Raw genomic sequence first — 15,023 nt, 5'->3', positions numbered from 1 at the left:
TATGTTTGATTTATCGATTCTATTCACGTCTGTCTTAAACGGCATCACCACCGGGGCTGTCTACGCTCTGATTGCTCTGGGGCTCACGTTGATTTACGGTGTGCTCCACATCATCAACTTCGCACACGGTGCGTCGTTGATGGTGGCGCTCTATGGCGTGTACTTCTTAAAAGAACAGTTGGGCATTGATCCTTATGCAGCGCTGCCAATTGTTGTCACGGCGATGTTTGCTTTGGGTTATTTTTTGCAGCGAGGGATCATTAACCGAGCAAGTCATGGCAAAGACGAGAACATTTTGCTGGTCACGCTCGGGATTTCAATCGTGCTCGAAAATCTAGCGCTATTGTTTTTCAAATCTGATACTCGCAGTATCGACACTTCATACACGCTGGCAACCGTTACGATCGGCCCAGCGATGATCGCCCTACCAAAAATGGTGGCCTTTGCAGGTGCCTTGGCAGTATCCGGCGTTCTCCTGGCAATTATGCGTTACACAGATTTAGGTCGGGCCATCAGAGCTGTGGCGAAAGAAAAGCACGGTGCCCGTTTGATGGGCATAGACGTTGATCACGTTTACGCCATGTCGTTTGGGATTGGTTTAGCCTGCCTGGGTGCGGCAGCCTGTTTTTTGTTGCCCGCCTATTACGTTAATCCCTTGGTCGGGAACGGCTTCGTCTTGATCGCTTTCACCATTGTCGTACTCGGTGGGATGGGCAGTTTCATGGGGGCTCTGCTAGGGGGGCTCCTGATCGGGGTGGTTGAATCAATTGGTGGTTTGTATCTTGGCGAATCTCTCGGTCAAGTTGGCATCTTTGTGATCTTTATCGCTGTGCTGCTCTTTCGTCCTCAGGGTTTATTCGGAGCTCGAGCATGAGAGACCTTCGTGCTATCGCACTGTTCACGGCGCTGATTGCGCTCGTACCCCTTTTGACTCATTCGGGTGTGGTGCTGAACTTCGTCATGATGTCACTTTACGCCTGTCTCCTTGCGCAAGCCTGGAATATTCTCGGCGGCTATGGCGGACAATTTTCTTTTGGGCATTCACTGTTTTTTGGGACTGGGGCCTATGTGCAGGCCATGGCGCAAGTGCATGCGGGCTTAAATCCATGGCTCACCCTGATCTTAGCGGTGATGTCAGGCGCCGCAGTGGGCTGTTTCATTGGTTCAGTATCGTTTCGCTACGGACTCAAAGGATCCTACTTCGCGTTGATTACCTTAGCTTTTGCTGAAGTATTTCGAATTATTGCTTTATCAGTGCCGTTTACTGGCGCTGGTGTCGGTTTGATGCTGCCACTGAAAGAATCCGCAGCCAACATGCAGTTTACTGACAAAGCTGGATACGTTTGGTTGATGCTGGGTTTGGTTACCATCGCTCTGCTTGCCACGACCTGGTTGCGTCAATCGCGCTTTGGTGCTTACCTGCAAGCTGTTCGTGATAACGAAGATGCAGCGCGCGCCATTGGTGTCGATCCATTCAAGGTCAAACTGTGGGCGACCATTCTTTCGGGTGGTTTGATGGCGGCGGGCGGCGCATTTTATGTTCAAGTCTTTCATTATATTGATCCCGGTCTCGCCTTCGGCCCGGCAACTTCGGTTGAAGCTTTAGTGGGTGCCATCGTAGGTGGTATGGGTACGCTCTGGGGGCCATTGCTCGGTGCTGTGGTACTCAGCATTCTTGGGGATGTGACTCGCAATATGTTCGGTCAATTACCAGGCATCAATATGGTGATCTACGGTTGTGTACTGATTTTGATCATGCTGTTTTTGCCACGCGGCATTAGCGGCTTGGGCGAATCGTGCCGTAAGCTTTTTGGCAGCAAAAAGGACAGCTCATGAGCCTGTTGACCGTTAGCCATCTATCGCGCAGTTTTGGCGGAGTTAAAGCAGTTCAGGATGTGAGCATGAGTATCCCGCTAGGTAGTCTGACCGCCTTGATCGGTCCCAACGGCGCAGGTAAGACGACTTTATTTTCACTGATATCAGGCTTCACGACCCCAGACACAGGCACTGTCATATTTGATGGTAAAGATATCACTGGTCAAGCACCCCATCTCAGTGCCAAACTTGGTTTAACGAGAACCTTCCAGATTGTTCAGCCTTTCGCCGCACAAACAGTCAGAGAAAACATTGCAGTTGGGGCGCATCTCCAACACGCCAGACGCGTCGACGCCCTGCACGCTGCTGAAACCGTGGCAGAACGAGTTGGTCTGGCCTCTCAACTCGACAAGCCCGCCAAAGATTTAACGGTCGCTGGGCGTAAGCGGCTTGAACTCGCCCGCGCGCTTGCTACGCAACCAAAATTACTGCTCCTTGACGAGGTTTTGGCTGGACTGAATCCGCAAGAAATCCAAGACATGTTGCCAGTTGTTAGAGGTATCGCCGAGAGTGGTGTGACGGTTCTGTTAATCGAACATGTCATGCAAGCCGTCATGAATCTCGCGCAACATGTCTGGGTCCTTGCCCAAGGCCAACTGATTGCCGAGGGATCTCCCGAGTCCGTCACGCAAGATCCACAGGTAATCGAGGCATACCTGGGTCAAGGCACAGCGGCACGACTGCGAAAAGCCAAACAGGACAGCGTATGACCGAGCTCCTTGTCATTGACGGTATTCGAGCTGGTTACGGTGAGGTAGAGATTCTGCGCAAGGTCGATCTATGCGTGAACAAAGGGGAGCTCGTTGCCCTATTAGGCAGCAATGGGGCCGGCAAGACAACGCTCAACTCTGTTATGTCGGGTCTTGTCCGCGCTTGGTCTGGGCGAATCATGTTCGACGGTCAAGACATGACCAATATTCATTACCGGCAGGTTGTGCAATCGGGCTTGATTCAAGTCCCTGAGGGGCGCAAGGTTTTCCCCAATCTCAACGTGCGAGAAAACCTCGAACTAGGCGCCTTTACTCGCGCCCGCACTCGTCGCGCAAGCAATCTCGATAAAGTATTCGATACCTTCCCTCGCTTGCGTGAGCGACAAACTCAGTTGGCCGGCACCATGAGCGGCGGAGAGCAGCAAATGCTTGCTATCGGCCGCGGCATGATGGCAGAGCCCAAATTATTGATTCTTGATGAACCATCGCTGGGCTTGTCACCTTTACTTGTCGAAGAAATGTTCACCCTGATTGCGAAACTCAGGCGAGAAGGTCTCGCCATCTTATTAGTCGAACAAAATGTCGGCCAGTCTCTTGAGATTGCCGACCGGGCCTACGTCATGGAAAACGGTAGCATCCGTTTCAGTGGCACACCAACAGAATTATTGGCTAGCGACTCGCTACGCCAAGCATATTTAGGCGTTTAACGATGACTACGAAGCAACAGACCGATACGGTATCGCTGGATCCCGTCACACTCGCCGTACTGAAAGGTCGGTTAGAACAAATCGCCGATGAGATGGATGCAACGCTTTATCGCAGCGCCTTCAATCCCATCATTGCCGAAGCACACGACGCCTGTCACGGCCTTTATGATGCACGCAGTGGTGACACGCTCGTTCAGGGCAAATCAGGTCTGCCGGTATTCGTGGGGGCCATGGCCTTTGCCGTGCGTGCTGCAGCAAGAATCGCCGAAGAAAGGGGAGGCATGGTTGATGGCGACACCTGGCTGTTTAATGATCCATACGAAGGTGGTACGCACGCCAACGATTTCAAGTTGGTACGGCCTTTTTTTCGCGAAGGCAAATTGTTCTGCTATCTCGCCTCGGCCGCGCACTGGCATGACGTGGGTGGCGCGGTGCCGGGCAACTACAACCCAGCCGCCACCGAGTGCTGGCAAGAAGCCGTACAAATTCCTCCAGTTCGTATCATCAGGCAAGGCCAGTTGGATGAGGACGTGCTAGCGATCTTGCGTGCCAACACCCGCTTACCAGACAGCCTGTGGGGCGATTTGAACGGGCAACTCGCAGCGCTTGAACTTGGGGCTAAACGTCTGGACGGCTTGCTCGATGAGTATGGTGACAGCACAGTGTTGCAGGCGATGGGAGAGTTACGTAAACGAGCGCTTATTCTCATGCGGGCTCATATCCAAGACCTACCCGACGGTTGCTATAGCTTTGACGATTTGCTTGATAACGATGGGGTGAAAGACGAACTACTCACTATCGCGCTCGACATGACGATTCGAGGTGATCGGATGACGCTTGATTTCTCACGCACGTCACCGCAGTGTGCGGGCCCCGTCAACATTTCCCGCGCGACCGCGGTTGCTGCGTGCTACGTGGCGTTGAAACATGTTTTCCCTGATGTGCCGGCTAACGCTGGTGTGTTGGATGCGGTCAACGTCGTGATGCCAGAAGGGCTCGTGATCACGGCCGCTCGTCCCTGCCCAGTGGGTGGTTACACCGAAACCATTCTGCGCATGATTGACGTGATCTTTAGTGCGACGGCACAAGCGGATCCTAATCGCGCGGTGGCTCAAGCCTACGGCACCATCAACGCGCTATCGATTGCAGGACATCGAACTGACGCGGCGCGCAAGGGGCAGCGCTGGGTCATGTTCAGTTTCTTTGGCGGTGGTCATGGCGGCCATAGTGGCAGCGATGGGCTTAGCCACGGTAACGCGCCGATCTCTACTGCCACCATTCCTCCGCTTGAGATCCTTGAGGCGGCCTACCCGGTGCGTTTTACTCAATGGGCCTTAAGGCCCAATTCAGGTGGGGACGGAACCAATCGTGGTGGCCTGGGTGCTATTTACGAAATCGAATTACTCGAAGATCAAGCCGAGGCCTTCATCTTTGGCGAGCGCGGCAAAGCTTCGCCCAAAGGGATTGCAGGCGGTGGTAATGCCTTGCCAAATGTCTTTTCCTATGAACAAGACGGTCAATGGTGCAAGCCGCCTATGGTCTCGAAAATGCTTGGCATCAAGTTAAAGAAAGGCGAAAGGGTAAGACTAGAAACCCCTGGTGGCGGTGGCTGGGGACACGCGGCCGATCGCAGTAGCGCTGCCCGGCAGACAGATCAGGACTTAGGCTATGTCAGCCTTGATTCAACTCATTCAACAAAGGCGCAGGCATGAGTGAGCAAAACACCATAAAACCCCACCTGGTTGTCGGTGTGGATGTCGGCGGCACCTTCACCGATCTGTTCGTGCTGGACGAACACGATGGCTCAGCCCGGATTATCAAGGTTCCTTCGACTCGTGGCGAGGAAGCACGCGGCTTCATGAACGGTGTTGCGCGAGTCAGTGAAAACCCAACCACCCCTGAGAGCCCCAATGGTATTGCGGCCACTCTGGCTACGATTGTTCACGGCACGACTGTTGGAACTAACGCGCTGCTTGAGCGCAAGGTTGCCCGAACAGGCATCATCACTACCCGCGGATTTCGTGACGTGCTAGAGATGCGCCGTCGCGATCGTCCCCAAACTTGGGGCTTAAGGGGTAGCTTCACCCCAGTCGTATCGCGTGACTTGCGGCTTGAGGTTGATGAACGCGTGCTGGCCGATGGCAGCTTGCACACCGCAGTCGACCTGACCCAGGTTCGCGCCCAAACACAGGCGTTACTTGATGCAGGGTGCGAAGCGGTTTGTGTATTTTTTATCAACGCTTACGCTAATCCCGTCAACGAGCAACAGGCAGTTGCCCTCGTGCGTGAGCTTTGGCCAAATCCTTATGTCACATCGGCTAGTGAGGTATTGCCGGAAATACGCGAGTTCGAACGATGTTCGACTGCAACCCTCAATGCGGCTCTCCAACCTGTCGTCGGTAGTTACCTTGCTCGTCTGGAGGACGATTTGCGGGCACACGGTTTCAGCGGTGAGTTGCTCATTGTGCAAAGTAATGGCGGCGTGATGTCGCGCGAAACCGCATGCGATATCCCCGTACGCACTGCGCTGTCTGGCCCCGCCGCAGGTGTCATCGCTTGTGCTGCAGTGGCTCGTGCATCAGGCTATCCAAATGTGATCACAGGCGACATGGGTGGCACCTCGTTTGATGTATCACTCGTCGCAAATGGTGAAGCCTCGCTTGCTGCCCAAACATCGATCGATTTCGGTTTAGTGGTCCGATCACCGATGATTCAGATTGAAACGATTGGTGCAGGGGGTGGCTCGATCGCCTCGGTTGACGCCAGCGGTATGTTGCAAGTGGGTCCTGAATCTGCCGGGAGTATCCCTGGCCCTGTCTGTTATGACCGGGGTAACACAAGGCCGACCGTCACCGACGCGAATGTGGTGCTGGGTCGGATCGCCGCTGATCGTCCTTTGGGCGGTGGTCTGCTCAAAGCGCTCAACGCAACCGCCGCCGAAGAAGCGATTCGTCTCCATCTGGCCGAACCACTTGGCTTGGGTGTACTGGCCGCAGCCGAGGCAATTCTGACCGTCGCGAATGCCAAAATGGCGGGTGCTATCCGAGTTGTTTCAATCGAGAAGGGTCACGACCCTCGTCAATTTGCCTACATGCCTTTCGGTGGTGGCGGTGCCCTGCATGTCTGCGCCATGATGCGGGAGGTTGGCGTTAAAACCGGCATCGTACCGCGCTACCCCGGTGTCACCTCGGCGCTTGGATGCGTCATGGCTGATATGCGCCACGATGCCGTACAGACGCTCAATCAGTCTCTGAACAGTCTGGATCTTGTGCAACTCCAAAAACGCGTAGCAGAATTAGCCAAGGCCTGTCAGGCCCGCTTGGACTCAGCTGGCGTCAAGTTTGACGCCATCCAAGAAGTCGTTGCGCTCGATATGTTGTACATGGGGCAGACACATACTCTGCAAGTTACGATCGATTCAGGCAATCTGACGCGCGAGCATATCCAAACAGCCTTCGAAAAAGCTTATGCCTCATCATTTGGTCGTGTATTGACCGGTCTGGTCATTCGCGTGATGAACTTGCGCTACGCTCGAATCGGGGTCAGACCGAAATTTGATCTGGCAGTTCTCGCCCCCAAAGGCTTAGGTAGTACAGCCTCGTTAGGGTTACAACGCGTTTATCACGCAGGGCAATGGTGGGATGCCAAGCGCTACGCTCGTCTGGATTTACCCATTGGTACAAAGATCCAGGGCCCAGCAATTCTGGAACAGGCAGACACGACCGTTTGGCTTGAACCGAACTTTTCAGCCCGGGTCGATACGCTTGGCAATCTGCTTGTTGAAAAGGTTTCGGCATGAACGAGAGTCTAAAAAATCGACACCTTGCGCTGATTGTGGTCGACTTGCAAAATGATTTTTTAGCACCCGCTGGAGCTTACGCAAGAGGCAATACCTTTAGTCCAGAAGCCCTGAAATTAGCAGCTCGCGTGGTCCCTGTTGCCGAGGTTGTTAAGAAAAATGGGGGCTTAGTCGCCTCGAGCTTATTTACCTTATGGCCTGATACCTCGGGTCAACCGATGATTTCGCCTCACTTACTTGAGCGTCGTCCGTTCTTGCGCAAAGGCGACTTTGAACCCGGCAGCTGGGGACAGGCCAACATCGATGAAATTAAACCGCTAGTAGATGTATCGGTGTGCAAAGTTGCTTTTTCGGCTTTTTTCAACACGCAGTTGGATTGGGTCCTGCGTCGGGCAGGCATTGATACGGTTGCGGTCTGCGGCATTCTGACCAATGGCGGGGTAGCGAGTACTGTGCGCGATGCCCATATGCGTGATTACCACACCATTGTATTGAGCGACGGCTGTGCAACCTTTGCCGATGCCGCGCAGCAAGCTGCACTGGCCGATATGCGAACCGTAGCTGATGTCATGACCTGTGCGGATTTCATCGCTAGTTTTTAATCAATGCAGCCGACTATTCACCGAAGCGAGCATTTTGATGCGCCGGCTCATGTCACCGTTGCAATTGTCGGTGGCGGGGCTTGTGGCCTAACCGCCGCACTAAGCCTGAATCAAGTTGGGGTGGATTGCGTTGTCCTTGAACGAGATGCTCTGGCAGCCGGATCAACCGCACTATCCTCGGGCTTTGTTCCGGCTGCAGGTAGTCTGGCGCAACGAACATTAGGCATTAGTGACTCGTCCGAGCTATTTGCAAAAGACATCCAAGCTAAAGCTCACGGGACAGCCAGTGCAGAACTAGTGCACGCTTATACACAGGCAATTGGTCCAGCGATGGATGCATTGCAATCGAATCACCAAATACCGTGGCAAATACTGGATAGCTTTTTATATCCTGGTCACAGCGTGCATCGTATGCACGCAGTCCCTGAAAGAACCGGTGCGGGATTGATGATGCGCTTGCACAGCGCTGCAGATGCCGCTGGCGTTATGCTGCTCAACGAGGCGCGCGTGACTGAGCTTTGGGTGAATGCACAAGACAAGGTGCTTGGTCTTGGCTTCGTGAGACCAGATAATCAAATCGAGTATCTCTCTTGCGCTCATGTGCTTTTGGCCTGTAACGGCTTTGGTGGCAATGGTGAGCTCGTGTCAAAGTTGTTACCAGAGATGACGCATGCCACCTATGCCGGCCATCAAGGCAACGATGGCAGTGCCATTATCTGGGGGCAGCAGCTTGGCGCTCAACTCTCGGATCTCGGTGGTTACCAGGGCCACGGCTCTTGGGCGACGCCGCAAGGCGCACTTATTTCGTGGGCGATCATGATGGAAGGCGGCGTTCAGATCAACTCGCACGGTCAGCGCTTTCACGATGAGACGCAAGGTTACTCAGAGGCCGCTGTTCAGGTACTTGCACAACCGGCTGGCGTTGCATGGAATGTATTCGATGATCCATTACTTCACTTTGCACAGGGGTTCCCGGATTTTAGAGACGCCCAAAGTAATGGCGCCGTGAGAAGCTTTGATCATGTTAAAGCGCTCTCAGAGCATATCGGTTGCGATGAGCGAACACTTGCTGAAACACTGTCCGCAATGGGTGAAGGCCTCGACGCACAAACAGGCCGACGGTTCAAGCGTAATTTGGTGGCCCCCTTTCATACAATCAAAGTAACCGGCGCTTTGTTTCATACTCAAGGTGGTTTGGATATTGACGCCACTTGCCGAGTCAGGCGACCTGATGGCACCACCCTGCCAAACCTGTTCGCTGCGGGTGGCGCGGCGCGTGGGGTCTCAGGCAAGGCAGTCTGGGGCTATTTGTCTGGCAATGGTTTGCTGAGCGCGATTGCGGGTGGCTATATCGCGGCGCAAACTATTATTTCGACACGTTCACGCGCGTAGCTAAGACGAGTACCACTGCGCAAAGCGAAGTAAAAACGTAAAGCATACCGGGGCCACCCGACCGCATCAACGCTCCCGCAATGAGTGGCCCAATCCCGGCACCAACACCGTAGGTCATGTAAATCACCCCAGCTAAGGCAACCCGTCTGTCCGAATCAATCGAGTCATTGGCAAAACCGGAGGAAGTTGGGTAGAGCGTGAATTGCAAACACCCAATTGCAATCGTGACGACCAGCATGGCAGCATAGGGCCAATCAATCCAGCCCCAAAGCAAAAACATCAATCCGGCCAACACAAGGCCGCTAAACCCCAGCACGCGAGCTCGCCCAATCCTGTCGGACAAAAACCCGATGGGCAACTGAGAAAGCAGACCAGCGATGACTGTCGCTGAGACAAACAATGCGACCTGCTCAGTCGATAGGCCTCGCTTGGCGGCATAAACCGCGGCCAGACCGTAAAACGACGCGACGATATTGCCAGACATAAAGAGAATGATCATGGGTCTCGGTATTTTCTTAAAGAAATAGGCAAGATCCATCGGGCGCAGAGGCTGTGGCAAAGGCGACGAGCGCTTGGTCAAGGCTATCGGCAAAATGCAAAGCACCTGGCAAATTGCTACAAAAGTTAGCGGCCGGACATCTTGAGTAGGATAAAGGGTGATCGCCAGTTGGCCCAGCGCTGTCCCTAAGTTGGACATCACCAAATAAATTGACATCACTCGACCGCGTTTGTTATTTTCGGTCTGTTCATTTAGCCAACTTTCGAGCACCATGTATTGAGCCACTGTCCCTAAGCCCACGACAAATCGGAACAACACCCACACAGGCACCGAGTCGACCAGCATCTGAAGCAGAACCATGGTCACCACAACTGCTGCCATCGCAACGTAAGTGCGAATGTGACCAAATTTGGAGATCAACAAGTGACCCAATCTAGCACCGCCAACGAGGCCGAGGTAATAAGCAGAGATCAAGGCGCCAATCCATACCTCGCTGACTGAGCGGGCTGTCAAACTCAAGCCAATATAAGTATTGAATAATCCCGTGCCCATGAGCATGAGAAAAGTTGAACAATACAAAGACGAAAAAGAAATCATTGTGCCGAGCATTGCACCTCTTTATAAGCTGCAGATAGAAAAAGTTTCGCCCGCTTGGGCGCGAAATCCCAAGCGGGCGAACGTCAAACTCAATCTTAAATCAGATTGCTGCGAGCATAGATGCTGCATCGCTCACTGCATAGCCACCACCCTCTTCAACGTGCAAGACTTTGACGACACCATCAACGATGTAGGCTGCATAACGCTGTGACCGGACCCCCATACCGCGAGCGACCAAATCCAGTTCTAAGCCCATCGCCTTAGTAAACGCTGCAGACCCGTCACCCATCATGCGCACTTTCCCGGATGCGTGCTGCTCACGACCCCACGCACCCATAACAAACGCATCATTAACCGAAACACACCACACTTCGTCAACGCCTTTAGCTTTGATTGCATCAAAATGCTCGACATAGGAAGGCACGTGCTTGGCAGAACAAGTCGGTGTAAAAGCGCCAGGCAAAGCGAACATCAAAATCTTTTTGCCTTTAACAAGATCAGAGACCTTGAAAGCGTTTGGTCCCAAGGTGCAACCCGCAGTTTCGGTTTCGATGAATTCAGTTAAGGTTGCTTCGGGCAGATGATCGCCAACTTTAATCGTCATGTTCGGACTCCTGGGATATCACGGGCGACGATGGCCGCCTCAACTTGAACCCCGAGTGGACACAATCATAAGCTAGCTAATAGAAAAATGGGTAATACCAGTAGTCCTTTTTAATCTGACCACTGGGCTTTGAGTCTGACGCCAAAAGATACTATTCATTGACCGCTAACAAGCGATTCACATGACTGCTGATGCGGTCAGCGTCGACCCCGTAGACGTGTATTGAAACGGCTGGCTCCGAGCCTGCTTTGTTGGTACGTGTCGCATTGCCGAGTCGATGAATGAAATCCAAGCCAGCATGCCCACAGGCACTCTGGCCTGCTCTGCGCGTTATCGTCTTAGCTGACACAGCAGTATCCGTCGCTGAATCCCAAGTGTATTGAGTTTCTGTCAATTCGCCAGTCAACACTCGATAAGCACACCAGGTAAAGTGAGCGTGCACTGGGCTGAATTGTTGCGGCGCCCAAACCAAACCCACCACCGTAAAGCGACCTTCCGGATCAGCATGCAGGACGTGCCGAGTGTATTGATTTTCTGACTGAGGTAACGCTAATAGGCTATCGACAATATTTGCTAGACGATCCTGCGTTAAAGCCTCGTTCAACACCTCACGAACACTGAAAGGTAAGCGCTCGGCCAAACTGCAACAGACACGACTTAACCTGGCAGAACAGCCAGGCAGCCAACGATCGAGCAAGGATTCCGTTTGCCCGAAATACTGGGCACGCGTGACTAAGGCGGTGCTGGTTGGGGTAACAATTTGTTCACTTTGCATAGACTCTATCTTAGAGAGAGCCCCATAGCATTTGTTTGCTTATTTCTCGATATTTGCTATTAAAATAGTATTTATTTCTAATTTTTTACTAATATTTAGAAAATTATGGCTATCGATAAAAAAGATCGTGAAATCCTTCGACTGTTACAAGACGATGCAAGTGTGCCGCTCGCCGATTTGGCAAACGCGGTGAGCCTGACGCCGACGCCATGCTGGCGTCGCATACAAAAGCTACAAGCAGACGGGGTGATCGAGAAACAGGTGGCGTTGTGCAATGCCACTAAGCTCAATCTCGGGCTCACCACCTTCGTGACCATACGCACCAGTCAACACAACGAACAATGGATGAAAAGCTTTGTCGACGGGGCCACGGCCATCCCCGAAATTGTTGAGATTTACCGGCTAAGCGGCGATGCGGATTATTTGCTCAAGATTGTGGTGCCCGATATCAGCCGTTATGACAGTGTTTATAAACGACTGATCCGGTCAGTGGATTTGCTCGACGTTAGCTCGGCTTTTGCAATGGAAACAATTAAATGCACCACTGCACTACCCTTGGATTACGCCTAATTCAAACTCTTTGCGGCCTGATAGAGATTAGTGCACCGCGTCCCCGTGCGGCAATAAGCCAAAACTGGTGCGGGCAGTGTTTCGAGTAATTCGGCGAACCGAACCACATCATCACGCGTCATCCCCCCACTGACCACAGGCTGAAATACCACTTGCAAACCAGCCTCAAGCGCGGCCGCGCTAACAGACGCTGCCGTAGGCTGATCCGGACCACCCTCGTAGTCGGGGCGATTGATGATGACACTTTTAAAGCCTGCAGCCGCCACTGCGGCCATATCATCTGGGTTCATCTGGGGCGCTACACCAAAATCAGGGGTCAAAGCGTTAATGGGCGTGGCCATGAATAATCTCCGGTGGTGTCATATCGGTTGCAGTAATCTCTTGTCACCACTGCAAAACCCTGATGTTATTACGAAATCTAATCACAACACAAAACTGGAGCCAAATATGATTTTGATCGGCCGCTATGCATCACCTTTCGTTCGCCGAGTTGGCATTTCGATGACCCTCATGGGCCTTGACTTCGAACACCGTTCGATCTCGGCATTGACCGACGGTGACAAAATCAGAGCTCACAACCCCATGGGCAAAGTCCCTGCGCTCATCCTCTCTGACGGTGAAGTGTTGGTCGACAGCAGCGCGATACTGGATTCGCTTTGCGAAATGACGCCCGGTCAGACGCTGTTGCCAGCTAGCGGAATTGAAAGGCGGCATGTGTTACAGCAATGTGCCATCATGACCAATGCATTAGATAAAGCCGTTAACTTTGTCTATGAACACATGAAGCGCCCGCCAGAGAAAGTCCATCAGCCTGTGGTTGACGGTCTGGTCGACCAGGTGACCGCCGGTCTAGTCCTGATTGAGAAAACACTGGCGTTGGGTAACATGCCAGGCGGTGCAAACATGACCCTAGGCGGCGTCACCGCAGTCGTCGGCTGGCGCTTCTTGGCGAAAGCCATGCCTGTGGCGGCGGACTCAGAGCGTTTTTATCTGCTCAAAGCACATTCGCAAGCTTGCGAAGCCACGCCCGCCTTCACCAACTGCCAACCCGAAGTATAAGGAGACCAATCATGACTTGGGCAACCACGACAGACAATTTCCGCCTTCATTACGAAGAAGCAGGCAAAGGTACCCCCATCCTTTTTGTACATGAGTTTGCCGGTGACTGGCGTGCCTGGGAGCCCCAGATGCGCTACTTCTCGCGTCGTCACCGTTGCATCACCTACTCGGCTCGCGGCTACACCCCGTCGGACGTACCGCCAAATGCCAGTTCTTATTCACAAGAACAAGCCGTCAAAGACGCAGTATCTGTGCTTGACGCAGCCGGTATAGAGAAAGCACATATCGTTGGCCTATCCATGGGTGGCTTTGCGACGATTCATTTCGGGATGATGTTCCCGGAGCGCGCGCTGTCGCTTTGTGTTGCTGGGGCAGGTTTTGCAGCCGAGAAATCAACGCAAGAATATTATCGCGGCAAGGCTCGCGAGACCTCAAAGCGCTTTTTGAACGAGGGAGCCAAAGCAGTTGCCCCCGGGTACGCCTTAAGCCCCACACGTGTTCAGCTACAAAATAAAGATCCACGAGGCTGGCACGAGTTCATGACGCGACTGGGTGAACATGACAGCCTTGGCTCTGCCAATACGATGTTCGGCGTGCAGTCCTCACGCCCCTCGATCTACGACTTTGAGGAAAAACTCAAAGTCATGAAAGTACCGACCCTCGTGATCAATGGCGATGAAGACGATCCTTGCATCAACCCCGGCATTTTCTTGAAGAAAATGCTGCCCGCCTGCGGCTTGTTGATGTTGCCTAAAACAGGTCACACCATCAATCTCGAAGAGCCGGATTGGTTCAACATGTTTCTAGCGGATTTCATCGCTCACGTTGAGGCTGGGACTTGGGTAGAGCGGGATCCACGCGCCAAGCACGAGTAACAACCGAGGCCTGTTGGGTGACGCGCCCTCAGGCCTAACTTTGCTGGTAAATCAACTACTGCTCGTCACAATGCTTGCACGCTAGCTGCTTCGAAATATCCGTTGCGGTAGTCACGCAAAGTCTGCTGTATCTCATCTGCGGTATTCATCACGAAGGGACCATATTGCGCGATCGGTTCGCCTAATGGTTTACCAGCAATGACTAAAAATCGCGCGTCGACGGTCGCTTTCACGCGAATCGCCTCACCACCGTCGTTCGCCAGTAAAGCCATATTGCGATCGTTAACCTCTGTACCAGCGATCAGCACGCTGCCGCGGTAGGTATAGGTAAAAGCGTTATGGCCAGCAGGGATTACTTGGGTGAACTGAGTGCCCGCCGGCATATGAACATCCAGATAAAGCGGCTCTGTATCGGGCCGCGTGACGGCGCCAGTCACCTCGCGACACTGACCTGCAATCACTCGAATTAGGATTCCGTCAGTGGTCGTGAATTCAGGGATTTTGTCGCTCGGGATATCGCGGTAGCTGGGCTTCACCATTTTGTTATGCGACGGTAAATTTAGCCATAACTGGAAACCTTCCATGAGTCCGTCGGATTGCTCGGGCAACTCTGAGTGAATCAAACCACTGCCCGCGGTCATCCATTGAACCCCACCAGGCCTAAGCAGGCCCTCATTACCTGCGCTATCGTGGTGCCGCATATTGCCAGCTATCATATAAGTGACCGTCTCAAACCCCCGATGCGGATGATTCGGAAAGCCGCCAATATAGTCATCGGGGTTTTCGTTACGAAACGCATCCAGCATCAGAAACGGATCCAGCCTTTTTTGCAATGATTGCGTTAACACGCGTGTCAGCTTGACTCCTGCACCGTCAGAAGTCGCTACTCCCTGAACCAACTGTTGCACCTGTCGAAAACTATTCATGTTTGTTATCCTTTTCTGGCAACCCCGTAAACG

16 protein-coding genes are annotated in these 15,023 nt (G+C 53.0%); 11 read left to right on the top strand and 5 right to left on the bottom strand.

What is annotated here, in order from left to right; translation table 11 throughout:
- The first annotated feature begins 1 nt into the window (after window position 1).
- The 8 genes from BCM14_RS00780 to BCM14_RS00745 are packed head-to-tail and all read left to right on the top strand — an operon-like array spanning window position 2 to window position 9,085.
- Entirely contained in the window at window positions 2-874 is an 873-nt protein-coding gene (locus BCM14_RS00780) for a branched-chain amino acid ABC transporter permease (RefSeq protein ID WP_106226101.1), read from the top strand.
- On the top strand, window positions 871-1,836 hold the full coding sequence (locus BCM14_RS00775) for a branched-chain amino acid ABC transporter permease (RefSeq protein WP_106226100.1): 966 nt from the start codon (window positions 871-873) through the stop codon (window positions 1,834-1,836). The genes BCM14_RS00780 and BCM14_RS00775 overlap by 4 nt, the downstream gene beginning before the upstream one ends.
- On the top strand, window positions 1,833-2,585 hold the full coding sequence (locus tag BCM14_RS00770) for an ABC transporter ATP-binding protein (RefSeq protein ID WP_106226099.1): 753 nt from the start codon (window positions 1,833-1,835) through the stop codon (window positions 2,583-2,585). Before BCM14_RS00775 ends, BCM14_RS00770 begins: the two co-directional genes overlap by 4 nt.
- Window positions 2,582-3,292 (top strand): ABC transporter ATP-binding protein, encoded by a 711-nt coding sequence (locus BCM14_RS00765; RefSeq protein WP_106226098.1) that lies wholly within the window; start codon window positions 2,582-2,584, stop codon window positions 3,290-3,292. Before BCM14_RS00770 ends, BCM14_RS00765 begins: the two co-directional genes overlap by 4 nt.
- A 2-nt stretch (window positions 3,293-3,294) precedes the next feature.
- A complete protein-coding gene (locus BCM14_RS00760; protein WP_106226097.1) occupies window positions 3,295-5,004 on the top strand; it encodes a hydantoinase B/oxoprolinase family protein in 1,710 nt (569 codons plus the stop codon).
- Window positions 5,001-7,091: a hydantoinase/oxoprolinase family protein gene (locus BCM14_RS00755; RefSeq protein ID WP_106226096.1), complete on the top strand. Its 2,091-nt coding sequence runs from the start codon at window positions 5,001-5,003 to the stop codon at window positions 7,089-7,091. The genes BCM14_RS00760 and BCM14_RS00755 overlap by 4 nt, the downstream gene beginning before the upstream one ends.
- On the top strand, window positions 7,088-7,693 hold the full coding sequence (locus tag BCM14_RS00750; RefSeq protein ID WP_106226095.1) for a cysteine hydrolase family protein: 606 nt from the start codon (window positions 7,088-7,090) through the stop codon (window positions 7,691-7,693). Before BCM14_RS00755 ends, BCM14_RS00750 begins: the two co-directional genes overlap by 4 nt.
- 3 nt (window positions 7,694-7,696) lie before the next feature.
- Entirely contained in the window at window positions 7,697-9,085 is a 1,389-nt protein-coding gene (locus tag BCM14_RS00745; protein ID WP_106226094.1) for an FAD-dependent oxidoreductase, read from the top strand.
- Here the strand turns inward: BCM14_RS00745 and BCM14_RS00740 are convergent.
- The 3 genes from BCM14_RS00740 to BCM14_RS00730 all read right to left on the bottom strand — a co-directional run bounded on the left by BCM14_RS00740 (window position 9,060) and on the right by BCM14_RS00730 (window position 11,560).
- Window positions 9,060-10,193, bottom strand: a complete 1,134-nt coding sequence (locus BCM14_RS00740; RefSeq protein ID WP_106226093.1) for an MFS transporter — start codon at window positions 10,191-10,193, stop codon at window positions 9,060-9,062. The two genes, BCM14_RS00745 and BCM14_RS00740, sit on opposite strands and share 26 nt — an antisense overlap.
- An 88-nt stretch (window positions 10,194-10,281) precedes the next feature.
- Window positions 10,282-10,785, bottom strand: coding sequence for a peroxiredoxin (locus BCM14_RS00735; protein WP_106226092.1), 504 nt, complete (start codon window positions 10,783-10,785; stop codon window positions 10,282-10,284).
- 151 nt (window positions 10,786-10,936) lie between these two features.
- A complete protein-coding gene (locus BCM14_RS00730; RefSeq protein WP_106226091.1) occupies window positions 10,937-11,560 on the bottom strand; it encodes a cysteine dioxygenase family protein in 624 nt (207 codons plus the stop codon).
- Between the two features lie 111 nt (window positions 11,561-11,671).
- Here BCM14_RS00730 and BCM14_RS00725 point away from each other — a divergent pair, with 111 nt between their 5' ends.
- Window positions 11,672-12,130: an Lrp/AsnC family transcriptional regulator gene (locus BCM14_RS00725; protein ID WP_106226126.1), complete on the top strand. Its 459-nt coding sequence runs from the start codon at window positions 11,672-11,674 to the stop codon at window positions 12,128-12,130.
- Here BCM14_RS00725 and BCM14_RS00720 read toward each other — a convergent pair.
- Complete coding sequence (locus BCM14_RS00720; protein WP_106226090.1) at window positions 12,127-12,471, bottom strand: protein tyrosine phosphatase family protein; 345 nt, start codon at window positions 12,469-12,471, stop codon at window positions 12,127-12,129. The genes BCM14_RS00725 and BCM14_RS00720 overlap by 4 nt on opposite strands.
- Before the next feature lie 106 nt (window positions 12,472-12,577).
- Here BCM14_RS00720 and BCM14_RS00715 point away from each other — a divergent pair, with 106 nt between their 5' ends.
- Both BCM14_RS00715 and BCM14_RS00710 read left to right on the top strand, forming a co-directional pair.
- Complete coding sequence (locus BCM14_RS00715; RefSeq protein ID WP_259673331.1) at window positions 12,578-13,189, top strand: glutathione S-transferase family protein; 612 nt, start codon at window positions 12,578-12,580, stop codon at window positions 13,187-13,189.
- A gap of 11 nt (window positions 13,190-13,200) precedes the next feature.
- Entirely contained in the window at window positions 13,201-14,064 is an 864-nt protein-coding gene (locus BCM14_RS00710; protein ID WP_106226088.1) for an alpha/beta fold hydrolase, read from the top strand.
- Window positions 14,065-14,129: 65 nt separating this feature from the next.
- On the opposite strand, the gene BCM14_RS00705 is transcribed toward BCM14_RS00710, so the two are convergent.
- Window positions 14,130-14,990: a pirin family protein gene (locus tag BCM14_RS00705; protein WP_106226087.1), complete on the bottom strand. Its 861-nt coding sequence runs from the start codon at window positions 14,988-14,990 to the stop codon at window positions 14,130-14,132.
- Between the last annotated feature and the right edge of the window lie 33 nt (window positions 14,991-15,023).

Source organism: Jezberella montanilacus (assembly GCF_003003055.1).
GTDB lineage: Bacteria > Pseudomonadota > Gammaproteobacteria > Burkholderiales > Burkholderiaceae_B > Zwartia > Zwartia montanilacus.
This window is presented reverse-complemented; position numbering and strand designations above follow the sequence as displayed.